12 protein-coding genes and 3 tRNA genes are annotated in these 18381 nt (G+C 70.6%); 7 read left to right on the forward strand and 8 right to left on the reverse strand.

The window, feature by feature from the left end:
- Positions 1-345: 345 nt before the first annotated feature.
- Both JW592_RS29290 and JW592_RS29295 read right to left on the reverse strand, forming a co-directional pair.
- Positions 346-969 (reverse strand): hypothetical protein, encoded by a 624-nt coding sequence (locus JW592_RS29290; protein WP_209268274.1) that lies wholly within the window; start codon positions 967-969, stop codon positions 346-348.
- 201 nt (positions 970-1170) lie between these two features.
- Positions 1171-1536: a metallopeptidase family protein gene (locus JW592_RS29295; RefSeq protein ID WP_209268297.1), complete on the reverse strand. Its 366-nt coding sequence runs from the start codon at positions 1534-1536 to the stop codon at positions 1171-1173.
- A 160-nt stretch (positions 1537-1696) separates the two neighbouring features.
- On the opposite strand from JW592_RS29295, the gene JW592_RS29300 reads away from it, so the two are divergent.
- The 6 genes from JW592_RS29300 to JW592_RS29325 all read left to right on the forward strand — a co-directional run bounded on the left by JW592_RS29300 (position 1697) and on the right by JW592_RS29325 (position 7679).
- Entirely contained in the window at positions 1697-3283 is a 1587-nt protein-coding gene (locus JW592_RS29300; protein ID WP_209268275.1) for a metallophosphoesterase family protein, read from the forward strand.
- 195 nt (positions 3284-3478) lie between these two features.
- A tRNA-Glu gene (locus JW592_RS29305) sits at positions 3479-3551 on the forward strand.
- A 417-nt stretch (positions 3552-3968) separates the two neighbouring features.
- Positions 3969-4730 carry a hypothetical protein gene (locus JW592_RS29310; protein ID WP_307805592.1) on the forward strand — a complete coding sequence of 254 codons (762 nt, stop codon included), beginning with the start codon at positions 3969-3971 and terminating at the stop codon, positions 4728-4730.
- Positions 4727-6832 (forward strand): DNA methyltransferase, encoded by a 2106-nt coding sequence (locus JW592_RS29315; protein WP_229377053.1) that lies wholly within the window; start codon positions 4727-4729, stop codon positions 6830-6832. The genes JW592_RS29310 and JW592_RS29315 overlap by 4 nt, the downstream gene beginning before the upstream one ends.
- A 637-nt stretch (positions 6833-7469) precedes the next feature.
- A tRNA-Asp gene (locus JW592_RS29320) sits at positions 7470-7544 on the forward strand.
- A 61-nt stretch (positions 7545-7605) separates the two neighbouring features.
- Positions 7606-7679, forward strand: a tRNA-Phe gene (locus JW592_RS29325).
- A gap of 98 nt (positions 7680-7777) precedes the next feature.
- Here JW592_RS29325 and JW592_RS29330 read toward each other — a convergent pair.
- The 6 genes from JW592_RS29330 to JW592_RS29355 form a co-directional block, all read right to left on the reverse strand.
- Positions 7778-8875 carry an ABC transporter permease gene (locus tag JW592_RS29330; protein ID WP_209268276.1) on the reverse strand — a complete coding sequence of 366 codons (1098 nt, stop codon included), beginning with the start codon at positions 8873-8875 and terminating at the stop codon, positions 7778-7780.
- A gap of 75 nt (positions 8876-8950) precedes the next feature.
- Positions 8951-9805: a cytochrome c biogenesis CcdA family protein gene (locus JW592_RS29335; protein WP_209268277.1), complete on the reverse strand. Its 855-nt coding sequence runs from the start codon at positions 9803-9805 to the stop codon at positions 8951-8953.
- Positions 9805-10620: a DsbA family protein gene (locus JW592_RS29340; protein WP_209268278.1), complete on the reverse strand. Its 816-nt coding sequence runs from the start codon at positions 10618-10620 to the stop codon at positions 9805-9807. Before JW592_RS29340 ends, JW592_RS29335 begins: the two co-directional genes overlap by 1 nt.
- Positions 10621-10714: 94 nt before the next feature.
- Entirely contained in the window at positions 10715-11128 is a 414-nt protein-coding gene (locus JW592_RS29345; RefSeq protein WP_209268279.1) for a hypothetical protein, read from the reverse strand.
- A gap of 66 nt (positions 11129-11194) precedes the next feature.
- A complete protein-coding gene (locus JW592_RS29350; protein ID WP_209268280.1) occupies positions 11195-13291 on the reverse strand; it encodes a tetratricopeptide repeat protein in 2097 nt (698 codons plus the stop codon).
- Positions 13288-14043, reverse strand: coding sequence for a SanA/YdcF family protein (locus JW592_RS29355; protein WP_307805593.1), 756 nt, complete (start codon positions 14041-14043; stop codon positions 13288-13290). Before JW592_RS29355 ends, JW592_RS29350 begins: the two co-directional genes overlap by 4 nt.
- Positions 14044-14260: 217 nt before the next feature.
- Here JW592_RS29355 and hrpA point away from each other — a divergent pair, with 217 nt between their 5' ends.
- Positions 14261-18346 carry an ATP-dependent RNA helicase HrpA gene (gene hrpA, locus JW592_RS29360; protein ID WP_209268281.1) on the forward strand — a complete coding sequence of 1362 codons (4086 nt, stop codon included), beginning with the start codon at positions 14261-14263 and terminating at the stop codon, positions 18344-18346.
- Positions 18347-18381: the final 35 nt, after the last annotated feature.

Raw genomic sequence — 18381 nt, forward strand, 5'->3', positions numbered from 1 at the left:
GAAATTCGCAAAGAACCGCCTCGATGCGGTCAGCCACGGTCAGAGAGAACGCGCCACACGGCGCGCTGTGATGACGGCGCCGGGCAAATGGGATCAAACGATCTACCAGCATACGCGGCCCCGGGAGCTACGCGCAAACGGGGGCGGGAGATCGCGGCAGGCCCCCTGTGAGGGGCGGGGTTCCTGTGAGGGGCAGGGTCCCCGAGAGAAGTGTGCCATCGGCCGGGGACGAGCCGATGGCCGCGCCCGGGCATCGGCTCCCCGCCGGTGGCCACCCGTGGGCGCCGCCTCTCCGGTGGGCCCGCGCAGCCCCCGAGGCGCCCCGCCCGCTTCTCCCCCGCCCCCTCAGGCCGGGCTGGGCTCGCTGCGGCGGGCGAAGGTGTCGGTCCCGCTGGGCGAGGCCGTGGTCCGGGTGGGTGAGGGGTCCGGCGCGGGCTTGGTCGGGGTCGGGCTGGGCGAACTGGTGGGCGAGCCCGAGCCGCCGTCGCCCCCGCCGCCGGAGCCGCCCGAGCCGCCGCCGTCACCGGTCGGCTGGGGCCTGGGCCGGTTCCGGTCGCTGCCGGGCGACGAGCCGGACGAGCCGGTCGTGGAGGACGCGGCCTCGCCGCCCGAGTCGTCGCCGTCCGTACGGTCCCGTTCACCGGAGCTCTCGCCGTCGCCGCGCTTGCCGCCCTCGTCCTTGCCTTCACGCGCCCGGTCGCGGTCCTTGCGCCCGTCGGCGCGGCCTCCGGTCTCGCTCTTGGCGCGGCCCTTGCGGTACGCGGTGCCGTCGAGACCGCCCTCGGGGTCGGCTGCCCCGGCGTCGTCGTCGGCCCTGCTGCCGACCGGGGCCGCGCCCTCGCCGGCGTCGTCGGTGCCCTGCACCGTCATACAGCCGCTGAGGGTGGAGACCGCCGCGAGTATCAGAGCGCCGGCGGTCGTCCGCGTGACAGCGGTGGCGGCGGGTGCGGCGGTACGGGATCGGCGCACGGCGGGACCTCCTGCGCGGGACATCAGGCGAGTGCCATGCCCAACTCCCCGTCACCCCAACAGGTCACGCCGCGCGGCGCGCACGGCGCGCGATACGGCGCTCACACCTGTCCCGTACCCCGGAGCCCCCCGGGGCCACCCGGGGGGGCGCACCCGCCCGAGCGCGCAGGGGAGCCGTGTGCGCAGGGGGAGCCGCCCGGCTCACCCGTAGCCGAGCGCGTGCAGCCGCTCGTCGTCGATACCGAAGTGGTGTGCGATCTCGTGGACGACGGTGATCTCGACCTCTTCCACGACCCCTTCCCTGGCCTCGCCGTCCCGGTCGCTCTCCCGTTCGACCATGCGCAGGGTCGGCCCGCGGTAGATCGTGATGCGGTCCGGCAGGACGCCCGCGTACCACTCTCCGCGCTCGGTCAGCGGAGTGCCCTCGTAGAGCCCGAGCAGCTCGGGGTCGCTCGCCGGAGGCTCGTCCTCCACGAACACCGCGACGTTGTCCATGAGCCTTGTCAGTTCGGGCGGTATCCGGTCGAGGGCTTCGGCGACCAGCTCCTCGAACTCCTCACGCGTCATCTCCAGCACGCGCCCATTGTCGACCAGTATCAGAGCCGGGGCATCACCCTTCCCCGCCTCGGCGCGGGTGCGTCTCCCCGCGTCGGCGCGGGTGCGTCTCCCCGCGTCGGCGCGGATACATGCGGGCATAGATCGGCGCACAAAGGGCATACGGGCCCACATGGCCAGCGTTGTCTCCAAGCCGTCGCGTGCCGCGTGGGGCTGGTTCAGACAGTTCGCCGACCGGTCCGTCGCCCGCCTCCGCCGCTCCCGCCCCCGCCCCCGTTCCCGCCCCTACCGGCGGTCCGCCGGGCTGGTCGCCGTCACGCTGCTCGGCGCCTGGCTGGGGCTGCTGGTGGTGGGCAATGTCCGTACGCCCGTCGGACCCGTCGACACCACGATGACGCTGCGCCCCTCCCTCACCGGGGGCACCAAGATCAATGTCTCGCCGCTGGGCGCACTGGAGCTGCACAGCCACACCGCGCCGCTGCGGCTGGATGTCGACGTCGACCAGCTCGACCAGGAGCGCGCCACGGCGCTCGTGGACCACCCGGAACGCATCGAGGGCCTCGAGGGCGAGATCTCGGATGACGTCCGTTCGGGCGCGCTCGACCTCGGGCTGCGCTCGGCCGTCGCGGTACTGACCGGCTCGTGCGCGCTCGCCCTCGCCGTCTACCGCCGCCCGCGCCAGGCGCTCGCCGCGGGCGGCCTGTCCCTCTCGCTGCTGGTGGCCTGCGGCGTGACCGCGGCGGCGACCTGGAACCCGAAGTCGGTGCTGGAACCGAAGTTCTCCGGACTGCTGGCGAGCGCGCCCTCGGTGGTCGGCAACGCCCGCAGCATCGCCACCGAGTTCGACGTCTACCAGAAGGAGCTGGCCCGCCTGGTCACCAACGTCACCAAGCTCTACGACGCGGCCTCCACCCTTCCGGCGTACCAACCGGACCCCTCCACGACGCGGGTGCTGCACGTCTCCGACATCCACCTCAACCCGGCCGCCTGGCACATCATCCGGTCGCTGGTCGAGCAGTACAAGATCGACGTCATCATCGACACCGGCGACACCATGGACCACGGCACGGCCCCCGAGAACGGCTTCCTCGAACCCATCCCGGACCTGGGCGCGCCGTACGCGTGGGTACGCGGCAACCACGACTCGGCCACCACCCAGAAAGCCATGCGGAAGCTGGCCGACAAGCACGACTCGAAGGTGCACGTACTCGACAAGGGCGTTCCGGTGAACGTCGCCGGGCTGCGGATCTCCGGCTGGGGCGACCCGCAGTTCACCCCGGACCGTTCGGTCGTACCCGAGGGCGACCCGGCGGAGCGGGCGGAGGGCCGCCAGCTGGCCGGGACGCTGCGCGCCCAGCGGGCCGCCGGCACCCCGGTGGACATCGCCGTCGGCCACAATCCCGTGCTGGTCAAGCAGACCGACGGCCTCGTCCCACTCGCCCTCGCCGGGCACACCCACAACCGGAGTACGCAGGTGCTGCCGCACGACACCCGGCTGATGATCGAGGGCTCCACGGGTGGCAGCGGGCTGCGCGCGGTCGAGGGCGAGACCCCCGACAAGGTGCAGGCATCCGTGCTCTACCTGGACCGGGACAACAAGCGGCTGCAGGCGTGGGACGAGGTCAACCTGGGCGGTCTGGGGCTGTCGAAGGCGGAGGTCTCCCGGCACCTCCCCAAGGAGATAGAGCCCGGCTCGTCCCCGTCGCCCTCACCGTCCCCGTCGAGCCCACCGATCACGAGCCCGGCGACGGGCCGCTGACGGCCTCTGACGGCCTCTGACGGCCGGGGGGCGCGGCCGTGCGGACGCTGCGCGCAACCGGGCCGACGTTACGCGCGCAACCGTGCGGACAAGTCGTGCGCAGCCGTACGAATAAGTTTTGGCGAACCGTCCGTGCATCCCATATGCTGCCCGAGCCTGCTGAAGCGCTGTTCAGGCGCCCGGCCGGGCCGTTCCGCCCTCATCGTCTAGTGGCCCAGGACGCCGCCCTTTCAAGGCGGTAGCACGGGTTCGAATCCCGTTGGGGGCACCCCTCTGAACCCCTCTGGCCTGCGAAAATGCGGCCGGAGGGGCTTTTTCTTGCGCCGACGTGTCAGCACGGCTGTGCTGACACTCTGCCTCTCCGCCCTGGGGTTCCGGGAACGGGGGCATCCCCTCTCCCGTGGCGATCCCGTTACTGCAGCGCCACACCCCTCCCTCGGACGTCCGGGTCCGTGAGGTTGAGGCTTCCAGTGCCGTCGAGCAGGGTCAGCTGAGGGGCCCCGTCGACCTTGCCCGGAAACCGTGCGGGTCGCGCCGAAGCAGATGCGGTCGGCGGTCACGGCGTGACTGCCACTGCCAGCACCGATCATCGGGCGATGTCGCCGCCCACCGATACGATGCCCCGCAAGACGCATCCTCTCCAGGCGGTGCAGGTCAGACGAACCGAGTAAACGTGGGGCAGCAGGTGGGCGCAGTCGAGCAGGTGTTTCTGGAGTGCGAGCGCGCTCGGGCGGACGGCGACCTGATCCAGCGGGTGTCGGCGAGCGACAAGGAGTACCACTTCCAGAACTGGGTTGGGGAGCGCATCGAAGCATGCCGCCTCGCCTACGACGAACCGGGCAGGAACACGTATCCGGACTTCCGGCTCGTCAATCACCCGGAGGGCTACGAGGTCAAGGGGCTGGAGTTCCCCGGCCGAGAGGCTGACTACGACTCCAACTCCCAGGTGCCTGCGGGGAACCACAACGGCCGCGAGGTCTTTTACGTCTTCGGACGCTACCCCAAGGCCGAGCGCGGCGTTGACGAGTACCCCGTCATCGATCTCGTGGTCTGCCACGGCAGCTTCCTGAACGCTGACACCGACTATGTCCACAAGAACAAATCGTTCCGGGGCTTCGGCTCCTACGGCGACATACTGGTCCGCGACCGGAAAATGTACGTCGTGCCGACGCCGTTCGCGCTGGCCACGGGGATGGCCAGTCTGGCCACACTCATCGTGCCTGCCGACTACCAGGTGCAGTCAAGCGAGCTCGTCCAGGTGGGCGAGCTGGAGCGTGTCGAGGTCGACGATGTGCTCGTGTCCTACGAGTTCAACATGCAGACAAACGAGATGGTCACGCACAAGGAGCCGAACCCGAACGCCGGTGTCGTGCACCAGTTCCGTGCCTACCGATCGCGGGGCGCGGGTGACACGAAGAGGGTCACGCTGAACGAGCCTCGCTCATGACACCCGTGGTGCCTGCTCGGACCAGCCTGGAGTCGAACTTCCCCGCCGCGATGCTGAGTGCCGTTGGCACCAAGGAGTCCTGGCGCAAGGAAGTCCACCGCCCTGCGACCAGCACACACAAGTGGTGGGCGAAGCGCCTCGGCACTGTCTTCCGCGGGATTCTTGCGTCGGCGACAACTCCCGACGACGCCGATGCCGCCGCGGCGTACGGATCACAGCTCGATCTGAAGGGCGCCGTCGTTCTTGATCCCTTCTCTGGCTCTGGTGTAACTGGTGTCGAAGCGCTCAAGCTCGGAGCCCGAGCCGTCTGCTTCGACATCAACCCTGTGGCAACCCTGATCCAGCGCCAGGCAATGCAGCCCTGGAACATGGAGGGCTTGGCGGCTGCTTACAGGGCCGTCGAGTCTGCCTGCCGCGACGAGATCGACCGCCTCCACCGGACCGAAGACGGCCGGAGCGTCCTGTACTACTTCTGGGTCGCGACCGTCCAGTGTCCCGATTGCTCCGACAAGGTGCGGCTGTTCGACTCTCCGGTGTTCTCCAAGAACGCCTATCCCAAGCGGGTGCCGAAGGCACAGATCGTCTGCCCTGAGTGCCTGGCTGTTAAGCAGAGCCGGTACGACTTCCGCTCCGAGACATGCCCCAACGGCCACGAGATCAGCCCACGTGGAGCAGTCCGTGGTCAGATGACGTCTTGTCGCCAGGGGCACACCTTCAAGATTCTGACCGCTCTCGGCGGCAACAGGCCCACGTTCGAGATGTACGCCAAGATGGTCGCGGACCCGGACGGCTCGAAGGTCTACGAGAGCATCACCGACTGGGATCGCGACCTGTACGAAAAGTGCGTCGAGCGGCTCGCCGGTCTACCCGACTCCGTGGTCCTGCCGCAGGGTGAGCTCGCCAGAGGCAACAACACCGACCAGGCGCTCAAGTGGAACTTCCGCGAGTGGCGCGACTTCTTCAATGCGCGCCAGCTGGTCTCGCTCTCGCTGATCGCGACCGCGATCCGGGACTTGCCCAGACCCTCCGCAGAACGTGAAGCGCTCGCGACACTCTTCTCCGGCACCCTTGAGTTCAACAACCTGTTCACCTCCTTCAAGGGCGAGGGGACCGGGGCTGTCCGGCACATGTTCAGCCACCACGTCCTCAAACCGGAGCGCACGCCCCTCGAAGCCCATCCATGGGGGACGCCGCAGTCGTCGGGTTCCTTTTCGACTCTCTACAAGAGTCGGCTGCAGCGTGCACATGAGTACAAGGTGAGACCCGCCGATCTCGTCGACGAAGGCGCAGGGGTCGAACGTGTCACCGGGCTCGCCAAGCCGCTGGTTGCGACCGTTGTCGACTCATGGGCATCGTTCGAGGCCGCCCAAGGCCAAACCGCCTACGTCGCCACGCGGAACTCGGCGGAGACCGATCTCCCCAATGGGTCCATCGATCTGGTCGTCACGGACCCGCCTTACATGGACAACGTTCACTACGCGGAGCTCGCTGACTTCTTCCACGCCTGGCTTCACGGAATGCGGCCGTACGACGCGTATGCGGCGACGGCGACAACACGGCGAACCGGGGAAGTCCAGCACGCGGATCCGGTGGAATTCGGCAAGGCCATCGAAGCTGTCTGGAGCGAGTGCGCACGGGTTCTGAAGCCGCGTGGTCTCCTCGCCTTCACGTTCCACCAGGCCCGCATCAGCGGGTGGGTGCAGGTGGTCGAGTCACTTCGCCGCGCCGGCTTCGTGATCACTGCCGTCCAACCGGTCAAGGGGGAGATGTCGACGAGCATCGTCAAGACCGGCGCTCGCGAGCCGTCGAACCTGGACAGCGTGGTTGTCTGCCGTCGGGCAGCCGACGGCGCGACCAACCCGAACAGCTCGCCCGAAGAAGCTCTGGCGACCGCACAGAAGGAGCTGAGCGCGCTGCTGGAGGCCGGTGTAGATGTGGGAGCAGGAGACGTGCGGTCCGTCGTTCGCGGCTCCCTGTTGGCTTACCTCTCATCATCGGGCACCGCCTTGAACGATGCGGTCATCGCTCAGGTGGACGCGCTGGCTTCAGAGGCAATCGACGCACTGATCGCCCCGAAGCAATCTGCTGCGATCCTCGTCTGAAACGAGCAAGAACGCCGAGAACCTAGTGGTGCTGTCCGAGGCATTGGTGACGGACGACGCGCCGTGAGTGGTACTTGACCGAGGCGCCGAGCGGCCGGTCCCGCTGCTCCTCGGCCTCCTCGACACGTGCCCCCGTCACCTCCTGCGCCTGAGCGAACTCGACTACCCGCCGCCCCCAGACAAATGGCCCCCGAAAACACGTAGCGTTGCTCGTGCAATCACTCAGGTGCCGTGCTGAGGTGTCAGCACCGCACCCGGGTCGAGGCCGATCGAGAGCGATGGGAACCGGGTTGATCATCCGCCTCTTCGGCATCCTTGCAGGTCAGCGAGGTGGCGATGTCGGGTTCGAATCCCGTTGGGGCACAGCACCACCACCTCATCAGCCCTGTGACCTGCGAGTACGCAGGTGGCAGGGCCCCCGGTGTGGTCTGCGCCCTGCCTCCTCCCTACGCCGCCACCCCCGCTGGGGGACCGCCACAGGACGGAGCACGAGTGGCCGCTGACGATTCGGACCGGGTCCCCGCGTCTGTTACTCTTTTCCGGCGACGTCACCCCTGCTGGGGAGCCTCCGAAGCCCACATGAAGTGGTTAGGAGCACCCGTCGCACTGTGCGAGACTGGAGCTCGCACGAACGCTGGGTCCTGTGGAGCAGTTTGGAGTGCTCGCCACCCTGTCAAGGTGGAGGCCGCGGGTTCAAATCCCGTCAGGACCGCTGCCGTCAAGTCGCTTCGCCTCTTGATGGCCCTCCCGACCGGGGCTCGCCCCGGACACCGGGCTGGGTAGCTCAGTTGGTACGAGCGTCCGCCTGAAAAGCGGAAGGTCGCCGGTTCGACCCCGGCCCCAGCCACAGCCGTGAGGAAGGCCCCGTCCCTTGGATGGGGCCTTTTTCGTGGTCGGTCCGCTTCGACCGGCTCGCTTCAGCCGGCCTCGGTCCCCGGCCCCCGGTCAGCCCGGAGGCGTGGCGGTGTGCGCGGCGCGTGGGCGGCCGCCCGGGTGGCGGTGGCGCCAGATCCAGAAGACGGCGCAGGAGACCAGGGCCCAGGCGGTGAGGACCAGGTACGGCTGGAGCAGCTGGTGGTCCGGGAAGTAGACCGCGGTGTGCTGGGCGTTCACTGAGGCGCCGGGCGGCAGCCAGCGGCCGATCTCGCCGAGTGCGGAGGGCAGCAGGGGCCAGGAGACGGCGCCGCCCGAGGAGGGGTTGCCCAGCAGCACCATGAGTCCCCAGGTGGGCAGCATCGCCCAGCGGCCGACGAGGGTGTTGAACATGGTGAAGACCATGCCGCTGGTGAACATCGTCAGCGCCAGGATCATCCAGGACCGGGCGAACGGCAGGTCCAGCGCGCCGAGTCCCCAGTCGACGACGGCGGCGATGACGAAACCGCCCAGGAGGGCGTAGGCGGCGGTGAAGGCGATGCGCTCGGGCGGGTTGAGGGCGCGTGCGTGGATACTGAGCTGGATGGCGCCGATGAAGCCGATGATGACGGCGGCGAGCGAGATGTAGAAGATCGCCAGGCCGCGCGGGTCGCCCTTGTCCAGCGGTTTGAGGTCGCGTACCTGGACGGGCACACCGATCTCCTTGCCGACCTTCGGGCCGGCCTCCTCCAGCAGCTCCGCCACCGAGGCCCCGGAGGCGCTGGAGACGTCCAGCTCGACGCCCTTCGGCTGCTCGGCCCGCATGATGGCGAAGACCTGCTGGGCCTCGATGGCGTGCTCGGCCGCCGCCTGCGTGCGGTAGCGCCGCAGCTTGAGCGAGGAGCCGAGCGCCTTCTCCATACCGGTGACGAACGCGGTGCGGTCCCGCGCGGTGTCGGGCTCCCCGACGACGGCTACGGGCACCCCGTGCGGGGTGGGGTCGGCCATCGCATACGTGTACGACCCGGCGAAGAGCCCGGCACTGGCGGAGACGATCAGCACCAGGACGGTCGCGGGGAGGAAGGGCGAGTCCTTGAAGTCCCGCCACGCCTGGGCCGGGCCGCGCCGCCCCCGGCCGTGCTTCCCGCGCTCACGCTGCCGGCCGCCCTCGCTGTGCGGTTCCTCGCTCATGGCCTCACACTAGGCGGGCAAAGCACACTTTCCGTTACTTTTCGGAAGCGGCACAGGCTTCGCCCCCTCCCCCCGTCATGGCTCCGCACTCTCCCTGCGACGGCCCCGCGCCACCCGCGCCCGCAGCACCGCCCGTACCCCCAGCACCGCGCCCGCCGCGAGCGCCAGCCCGGCCAGCAGCGCGCCGTCCGGCACCGCTTCGCCCGCCCGACGGGCCCAGGTCTCCGCGGCGAAGGCGCCGTCCACATCCGTCAGGCCCGGCAGCCCGGCAGCCCCGTCGAAGGCGAGGAAGAGGGCGCCCAGCAGCGCGAAGAACAGCCCCGACAGCAGCGAGGTGGTGTGCAGCCTCAGCCGGCCGCCGAGCCGCAGCTCACGCCCGCGCAGCCAGCGCCGCCGGCCCAGGTCGAACCGCTCCCACAGCAGCGCGAGCACGAACAGCGGTACGGCCATGCCCAGCGCGTACACCGCCAGCAGCACCGCACCGTAGACGGGGTTGCCGTGCACGGCGGCGACCGTCAGTACGCTGCCGAGGATGGGGCCCGCGCAGAACCCGGCCAGGCCGTAGACCGCGCCCAGCGCGTAGACGGAGACCGCCGTCGTGGGACGGATACGGCCCGATGCCTCCGCCAGCCGGCGCGGCGCGAATCCGAGCCCGGCGAGCTGTACCAGCCCGAGCGCGATGATCAGCCAGCCGCCCGCCGAGACCAGCAGATCCCGGTGGCCGTAGAACAGCCGTCCGGTGAGGGAGCCGGCGGCGCCCAGCGGAACCAGCGTGGTGGCCAGGCCGAGGTAGAAGATCCCGGTGCGGGCCATCAGGCGGCCCGCGGAGTCGATCGAGTAGGCGAAGAACGCGGGCAGCAGCAGGGCGCTGCACGGGCTGAGCAGGGCGAGGAGGCCGCCGAGGAAGGCGGCCAGATATCCGACGTCCATCAGTCCCGGTCCCCGTGCCGGGCCGGCTTGTCCGCCGCTGCCGCGGCGCGCTCGATCGCGTCGGTGAAGACCTCGTCCGGCTGGGCGCCCGCGATCGGCTGCCCGTTGACCAGGAACGCCGGGGTGGCACTGGCGCCCAGCCCGTACGCCTCGGCGCGGTCCTTGGCCAGCAGCTTCCTGGCCGCCCCGCTCGCCCGGTCGCGGTCGAAGCGGTCGAGGTCCTTCACCCCCGCCTGCTCCGCGAGCTGGTGCAGGTGACCGGTGGTGAAGGAGCTCTTCTCGTTGCCCTTGTCGGCGTAGACCGCCTCGTAGAACTCCCAGAACCGGCCCTGCTGCCCCGCCGCGTAGCTGGCCAGCGCGGCACGTTCGGAGCCCTTGCCGAAGACGGGGAAGTTGCGCCACTCGATGCGCAGCAGGCCCTTGTCCACGTACTTGTTCACCAGCTTCGGCGCGGTGTCCCGGGCGAATTTGCCGCAGAACGAGCAGCCGAAGTCGGCGTACTCGATCATCACCACGGGCGCGTCCTTGTCGCCGCGCGCGAACGGGTCGTCAGCGCTGCGGCGCGCGAGCTTCAGCAGCGCGGGGTCGCCGGCCGCTGTGTTGTCGGAGCGGCCCTCGACGGTGGCGTTGCCGGAGCCGGAGCGGGAGCCGGAGCCTGCGCCGTCCCCGCCACCGACGGCGTACTGCGACAGCCAGCCCGCGAGGAGCGCGGCGACGGCGACGAGGGCGCCGATGACGACTCCCTTGCTGTTCTTGCTGGTGTTCTTGTTGCTGTTCCTCTTGCTGTTCGACGGCGTGTTGCTGTTCGACGGCATGCGAACGTCTCCTGTGCTGCGTGTGCAGCGGATGCTGCGATGTGGAAAGCGACGGACCGGGACCGACGCGGACGAGCCGCGTCGGCGGGGGCCGCTAAACGCGCAGAACGGAGAGTTCGACGGGGGTGGGCGGCGGTATCGGCGCAGGGCCGCGTACGGGCGGTCGCGCGTGCGCCGCGCCGATCGCGCTGTGCGACTGCGGCGTCAGACAGGCCGGGAGCGCGAGGGGCAGCAGCTGCTGCTGGCCGGTGGCGGGCGCCGCCGGAAGAGCGCCGCCGCCGTCCTTCGACCTGTGACAGTGGGAGGGACCCGCATCGTCGACGGGTGCCGGGGCAGCGACGGCAGGCGCGGCAGCAACGCCGGCCGCGGCGGAAACACCAGGCGTGGCATGCGCTTCAGCGGACCGTGCCCCCGCCACCTGGACGGCTCCGCACAGGGCGAGCAGCAGTGCCACGAGTACGGCGGCGGCATGCCGTGCTGCTCGTACCGCCTGCTCGCCACCGTGCATGGCGCCACCCTAACGGGGACGCCCGACAGGCCCCCCAGGTGCCTCACCCCAGGACCCGCAGTCGCCTCACCCCAGCACCCGCCGCAGGACGCCCGCCACCTCCTCCGCCGTCAGCAGCGGCCCCGGCTCCTGGTCCTTCGGTGTGTACGCCTCTTCGATGTGGCTCCGTGCGGTGTCCAGGTCGCCGCGCTGCTCCGCGATACGGGCCAGCAGATGGTGCGCCGTGCGGTGCCTCGGCGAGGTCTCCAGCACCGGGGCCAGCAGGGTTTCGGCCTCCTCGTACGCCTCGGCCGTCGCGATGTCGTTCACCAGCGCCTTCGCCAGTTCCATCGACGGGTCGAACAGCGAGGTGAGCATGAAGCCGCTGTAGCCGCGCCGCACGATGTGGTGGACGTCCCGCGCGGTGCGCAGCCACTCCACCGCCTCCTCGTTCCTGCCCTGCCCGCGCAGCGCCCGCCCCAGCCAGTACGCGGCCTCGTGCAGCGGGTCCTTCTTCTCGCGGCCCGCCCAGGCGAGCCGCAGCAGCCCCTCCGCCTCCGCGTACCGCTTCCACCGCACGAGCTGCATACCGGCGCGCCAGCCGTACCAGGCCCGCCCGCCCTTGGCCGCGCGGGTCCACCAGCGGACGGCCTCTTCCATGTCGCCGTAGTCGTCACCGACCCGGTTGCCGACCCAGCTCGCGGCGTCGGGCCGGCCGAACCGTGCCGCGCGGCGCAGCCACGGCTCCGCATCGACCGGCTCGTCCAGCCGTACGTACAGCGCGCCCAGTCCCTCGATCGCGTCCAGGTCGCCCGCCTTGGCCGCGGGCAGGTAGAGCGGGACGACCGCCTTCTCGTGGGCGCCGCACTCCTCGTGCAGCATGCGGCCGAGCGCGTACGAGGCGGTGGGGGCGTGCCGGCTTCCGGGGTCGGCGGCGGCGCGCCGGTAGTGCCGTACGGCCTCCGGATAGCGGCACAGCCGCTCCATCAGGCGGCCGAGTTCGAGGTCGGCGGCCCGGTCGCCGGACTCGGCGGCTTCGTGCAGCGCGGCCAGCCGGGGCTCCTCCTCGTCGCCGAGCGCGGGCGGGGTGGCCTGCTCGGCCTCCGCCAGGTCCGCGAGCGCTTCGTCGGCCTCGTCGAAGGGGTCGTCGTCGCCGTCGGTGCCCGCCTCTGCGGCCTCCAGCCAGCGGCGGGCCTCGGCCAGCCGCCACTGGTCGCGGTAGTAGGAGCCGAGCCGCCGCTGCTGTTGGCGGTCGCCGGCCTCGGCGCCGGGCAGCAGCGACGCCTCGTACTTGTCCAGTTCGCCGTACTGGAGGTGGACGGCGCTGAGGGTACGGGCCAGCAGCCGCGAGCCGGGGTGCCGCCGCAGCCCGTCCTCCAGCACCCGGCAGGCGTCCTCGTACCGGTCGAGCTGATAGTGCAGGAGCGCGTGCCACTGGTCCGTGCGCGGGTCGCCGAGCGCCTGCGCCTCCTCGTAGACCTGCTCCGCTTCCGGGAGGAAGGACGGGTAGGAGGTGAACCACTCCGGATCGGTGTGCAGTTCGCCGAGGGGCTCGTACTCGTCGCCCTCGTCCAGCAACTCCGATATCTGCTCGTCGAGGTCCTCGGGCCGCTCCTCGGGCGGCAGCGCGCGCAGTGCGGCGAGCTCGCGGACCCGGTCCCGGTAGTGCTCCAGCCGGCCGTCCAGCTCGATCAGCCGGTCCTCGATCCGGTCGGCGACGTGGTCGTACGGTGCCGCCTGCGCCAACTCCTCCCTGGCCTCGTCCGTGCGGCCCTGGCGCAGCATGAGGAGGGCGCCGTTGGTGCGGCACTTGACGCTGCCGAGCTCCGCGCCCTTCGCGTACCACTCGGCCGCGCCCTCCGGATCGTCCAGCCGCTCCAGCAGCAGCTCAGCGAGCCCGAAAGCGCAGTCGCCGTCCCGCTCGGCCGCCGTCCGGTACCAGTAGTCGGCGACCGTGTACTGGCCGCGGTCCTTCGCGGTGATCGCCCGCAGCCTCGCGGCCCGCGCGTCACCGCCCCTGGCCGCCTCCTCCAGCCACGGAACGGCGTCGTCCACGCGCCCCCTGCCGACCAGGTACTCGCCGTAAGCCTGCTTGTCCGCCGCGTCGCCCTCCTCGGCGGCGCCGCGGTACTTGCGCTCCTCGGCCGAGAGCTCGCCGCCGGTGCTGGTCCCCGTTGATGTCATGGCTGTCTGTCGCTTTCTCGCGGTTTCTTCGAGCGGTGGAGGTGGTGCTTCGAGCGGTGGCTGTCGTGCTTCCCGGGGTGGCCGAGGTGCTTGGCGGACCCGGCCAGGGCGCGCCGCACACCGGGCTCGCGGGGACCGAGGAAGTGCGGGTCGGGGGTGAGCGCCGCTTCGTAGGCCGCCTTCACCGCGCCCGGCAGCTCGCGCAGCCCGCCCGCGTACCAGGTCGCGTCCCGCGGCTCCCGCACCGGGATGCCGTAGGAGTCGATGCCCGCGGCCCGGCACAGCGCGGCGGCACGGCGTACGTGGTAGTCCTGGCTGACCAGCAGCGCGCGGCGCACCCCGAAGACGCGCGCCGCCCGCGCGCACGAGTCCCAGGTGTCGAAGCCCGCGTAGTCGGCGACGACGCGGGCGGCCGGAACGCCACGGTCGGTGAGGTAGTCGCGCATGGCGCCGGGCTCGTCGTAGTCCTTGCGGCTGTTGTCGCCCGAGACCAGCAGGACGCGGACCTTGCCGGTGCGGTAGAGCCGTGCCGCGGCGTCGAGGCGGTGCGCCAGGTAGGGGGAGGGCTCGCCGTCCCACAGGCCGGCGCCGAAGACGAGGGCGACCGGGGCGCGGGGTGCGTCCGCGATGTCCGCCCGGATGCGGCTGTCGGTGGTCAGCCGTATCCAGGTCGCGGGAAGCAGCGCCAGCACGCAGACGAGTACGGCGCCCTGCACCCACCGTCTGCGGCGCGCCGTCACACTGCCTTTCACACTCTGCCCCCGCGTTCCCGTGTGCCCGGCCGTTCCCCGTGTGCCCGGCCGTTCCCCGTGTGCCCGGCCGTTCCCCGTGTGCCCGGCCGTTCCCCGCGTGTCCGGCCGTTCCCGGTGTCCCGGGCCCGGTTTCGTCGCGTACAGCGACGCGGAAGCCGCGCCCCCGGTTGCAAACCGTTCGCCACCCGCTCCCCGGGGGTGCGATCCTTGGCGTGGTATGTCGACTTCCACCCAGACCCCCGCCCCCTCCCCGCAGGAGCTGACCGACCGCATCCCGCACCTCATGCTCGGCGACCAGCAGCGGCTGGCCCGCCGGCTCGCGGGGGCGCGGAAGATCCGCAAAGGGGAGGCCCGTGCGGCCGTCCTCGCGGAGATCTCCGCAGCGATGGACGCCTCCGAGCTGCGCGTGACCGCCCGCCGCGAGGCCGTCCCGCGGATCACGTATCCCCAGCAGCTGCCCGTCAGCCAGAAGAAGAACGAGATCCTGGCGGCCGTCCGCGATCACCAGGTGGTGATCGTCGCGGGTGAGACGGGCTCCGGCAAGACGACGCAGATCCCGAAGATCTGCATGGAGCTGGGCCGCGGCATCCAGGGTGTGATCGGTCACACCCAGCCGCGCCGGATCGCGGCCCGTACGGTCGCCGAGCGGGTGGCGGAGGAACTGGGCTCGCAGCTGGGCGAGACGGTCGGCTGGAAGGTCCGCTTCACCGACCAGGTGCAGGACCACACGCTGGTCAAGCTGATGACCGACGGCATCCTGCTGGCGGAGATCCAGCAGGACCGCGAGCTGCGCCAGTACGACACGATCATCATCGACGAGGCGCACGAGCGGTCGCTCAACATCGACTTCCTGCTCGGCTATCTCGCGCAGCTGCTGCCCAGGCGGCCCGACCTCAAGGTGATCATCACCTCCGCGACGATCGACCCGGAGCGTTTCTCGCGCCACTTCGGCGACGCACCGATCGTCGAGGTCAGCGGGCGTACCTACCCGGTCGAGGTCCGCTACCGGCCGCTGCTGGAGGAAGACGACGACGAGGATGCAGCGGCGCCCGACCGCGACCAGATCACCGCCATCTGCGACGCGGTGGACGAGCTGCACGCGGAAGGGCCGGGCGACATCCTGGTCTTCCTCTCCGGGGAGCGGGAGATCCGGGACACGGCGGACGCGCTGGAGAAGAAGTTCACCCGCGAGGGCAAAGGCCCGCGTCCTGGCGGCCCCGTCGAGGTGCTCCCCCTCTACGCGCGGCTGTCCAACGCCGAACAGCACCGGGTCTTCCAGCCCCACTCGGGGCGCCGCATCGTACTGGCGACCAATGTCGCCGAGACGTCGCTGACCGTTCCGGGCATCAAGTACGTCATCGATCCGGGCACGGCCCGCATCTCGCGCTACAGCCACCGCACCAAGGTGCAGCGGCTGCCGATCGAACGGATCAGCCAGGCGAGCGCCAACCAGCGCAAGGGACGCTCGGGCCGTACCTCGGACGGCATCTGCATCCGGCTGTACTCGGAGGAGGACTTCCTCGCACGCGCCGAGTTCACCGATCCGGAGATCCTGCGCACCAACCTGGCCTCGGTCATCCTGCAGATGACGGCCGCCGGGCTGGGGGAGATCGAGAAGTTCCCGTTCATCGACCCGCCGGACCACCGCAGCATCAAGGCGGGCGTGCAGCTGCTGGAGGAACTGGGCGCGCTGGAGAAGCAGCAGGGCCAGCAGGCGCGGAAGCTGACCCAGCTGGGCCGCCGCCTCGCCCAGCTGCCCGTCGACCCCCGGCTGGCCCGGATGGTGCTGGAGGCCGACAAGCACGGGTGCGTGCACGAGGTGATGGTGATCGCCGCCGCGCTGTCCATCCAGGACCCGCGCGAACGCCCCTCCGACAAGCAGCAGCAGGCCGACCAGCACCACGCCCGCTTCAAGGAGGAGACCAGCGACTTCCTGGCTTTCCTCAACCTGTGGCGCCATGTACGCGAGCAGCAGCGCGAGCTGTCCTCGTCCGCCTTCCGCCGGATGTGCAAGGCGGAGTTCCTCAACTATCTGCGGATACGCGAGTGGCAGGACATCTACAGCCAGCTGCGCCAGGTCGCCAAGACGATGAAGATCCGGCTGGGCGAGGCACAGGAGCCCGCGCCCGACGCCATCCACCAGTCGCTGCTGGCGGGCCTGCTGTCGCACATCGGGCTGAAGGATTCCGACAACAAGAACGCGTATCTGGGTGCGCGCGGCACCAAGTTCGCGGTCTTCCCGGGCTCGGCGCTGTTCAAGAAGCCCCCGCGCTGGGTGATGTCGGCCGAACTGGTGGAGACCTCGCGGCTGTGGGCGCGGGTCAACGCGAAGATCGAGCCGGAGTGGGTCGAGCCGCTCGCCGGTCACCTGGTCAAGCGCACCTACAGCGAGCCGCACTGGGAGCAGAAGCAGGCGGCGGTGCTGGCGTACGAGCGGGTGACGCTGTACGGCGTACCGATCGTCGCGCAGCGGAAGGTCAACTACGGCCGGATCGACCCGGAGACCTCGCGCGATCTGTTCATCCGCAACGCGCTGGTGGAGGGCGACTGGCGCACCCACCACCAGTTCTTCCGTGAGAACCGCAAGCTGCTCGAGGAGGTCGAGGAGCTGGAGCACCGCGCCCGCCGCCGCGACATCCTGGTGGACGACGAGACGCTGTACGACTTCTACGACCAGCGGGTGCCCGAACACGTCGTCTCCGGTGCGCATTTCGACTCCTGGTGGAAGAAGAAGCGCCAGGAAGAGCCCGACCTGCTCAACTTCGAGAAGTCGATGCTCATCAGCGACCGGGCCGAGGAGGTCTCCGCCACCGACTATCCCGACGTGTGGCGGCAGGGCGGCCTCGCCCTCCCGGTGACCTACCAGTTCGAGCCGGGCACGGACGCGGACGGCGTCACGGTGCACGTACCGCTCCAGGTCCTCAACCAGGTCACGGCCGGCGGCACCTCCCGGGCGGAGCCAGGAGGAGGGTTCGACTGGCAGATTCCCGGCCTGCGTGAGGACCTGGTCACCGAGCTGATCCGCTCCCTCCCCAAGCCGATCCGCCGGCACTACGTACCCGCGCCGAACTACGCCCGGGAGTTCCTGCGCCGGGCGACGCCCCTGGACGAGCCGCTGACGTACACGCTGGCGCGGGAGCTGAAGCGGATGGTCGGCGTTCCGGTGACGGCCCAGGACTTCGACTGGTCGAAGGTCCCCGACCATCTGAAGATCACCTTCCGGGTCACCGACGAGCGGCGCCGCAAGCTCGCCGAGAGCAAGGACATCGAGGCACTGCAGATCCAGCTCAAGTCGCAGACGCAGACGGCGATCTCCAAGGCGTTCGACTCCTCCGCCCGCGCGGCCCGCAACAAGGCCGGGAAGGGCCGCAGGAGCGCCACAGACGGCGCCGCGGCCCCCGACGCGGCCGCAGCCGCGCCCACGCCCGGTCTCCAGCGCACAGGGCTGAAGAGCTGGACGCTCGGCTCGCTCCCGCGGACCTTCGAGACACGGCGCGCCGGCCAGCCCGTGAAGGCGTACCCGGCCCTGGTGGACGAGGGCGACTCGGTCGCCGTACGGCTCTACGACACCGAGGCGGAGCAGCGCACCGCGATGTGGCGCGGCACCCGGCGTCTCATCCTGCTCAACATCCCCTCCGACCCCGCGAAGTTCGCCCAGTCGAAGCTCGACAACCAGCAGAAGCTGGCTCTCTCGCGCTCCCCGCACGGCAGCGTGCAGGCGCTGTTCGAGGACTGCGTCGCGGCAACCGTGGACCAGCTGGTGTCCGCACGCGGCGGCCCCGCCTGGGACGAGGAGTCCTTCCGCAAGCTGTTCGACGCCGTACGGGCCGACCTGGTGGACGCCACTTTGCGGACGGTACGCCAGGTGCGGGAGGTACTGGCCGCCTGGCACTCGTGCGAGGGCCGGCTGCGGGCGACGGCCAGCCCGGTGCTGGCCGACTCCGTCGCGGACGTACGCCGGCAGCTCGCGGAGCTGATCAAGCCCGGGTTCGTGACGGAGCACGGCGCCGGACGACTGCCCGACCTGATGCGCTACCTCGTCGCGGCCGACCGGCGCCTCCAGCAGCTCCCGCACAACGTGGAACGCGACCGGACCCGGATGGCCAAGGTCCACGAGATGCGGGACGAGTACCTGTGGCTGCTGGAGCAGTTCCCTCCGGGACGGCCGGTGCCGCAGGCCGCGCGGGACATCCGGTGGATGGTCGAGGAGCTGCGCGTCAGCTACTTCGCCCACGCGCTGGGCACCGCGTATCCGGTCTCCGACAAGCGGATCGTCAAGGCCGTCGACGCGGCCGCCCCGTGAGGGCGCTGTCGCTCAGAGTGAGTTCGCTCCGGACC

This window comes from Streptomyces spirodelae, assembly GCF_017676385.1.
Classification (GTDB): Bacteria; Actinomycetota; Actinomycetes; order Streptomycetales; family Streptomycetaceae; genus Streptomyces; species Streptomyces spirodelae.

Bases quoted from the DNA above. Each gene is read 5' to 3' on its own strand.
- JW592_RS29300 (WP_209268275.1), top strand. From the start codon at position 1,697: ATGGCCAGCGTTGTCTCCAAGCCGTCGCGTGCCGCGTGGGGCTGGTTC.
- hrpA (WP_209268281.1), top strand. From the start codon at position 14,261: ATGTCGACTTCCACCCAGACCCCCGCCCCCTCCCCGCAGGAGCTGACC.
- JW592_RS29315 (WP_229377053.1), top strand. From the start codon at position 4,727: ATGACACCCGTGGTGCCTGCTCGGACCAGCCTGGAGTCGAACTTCCCC.
- JW592_RS29335 (WP_209268277.1), bottom strand. From the start codon at position 9,805: ATGGACGTCGGATATCTGGCCGCCTTCCTCGGCGGCCTCCTCGCCCTG.
- JW592_RS29295 (WP_209268297.1), bottom strand. From the start codon at position 1,536: ATGACGCGTGAGGAGTTCGAGGAGCTGGTCGCCGAAGCCCTCGACCGG.
- JW592_RS29340 (WP_209268278.1), bottom strand. From the start codon at position 10,620: ATGCCGTCGAACAGCAACACGCCGTCGAACAGCAAGAGGAACAGCAAC.
- JW592_RS29345 (WP_209268279.1), bottom strand. From the start codon at position 11,128: ATGCACGGTGGCGAGCAGGCGGTACGAGCAGCACGGCATGCCGCCGCC.
- JW592_RS29330 (WP_209268276.1), bottom strand. From the start codon at position 8,875: ATGAGCGAGGAACCGCACAGCGAGGGCGGCCGGCAGCGTGAGCGCGGG.
- JW592_RS29350 (WP_209268280.1), bottom strand. From the start codon at position 13,291: ATGACATCAACGGGGACCAGCACCGGCGGCGAGCTCTCGGCCGAGGAG.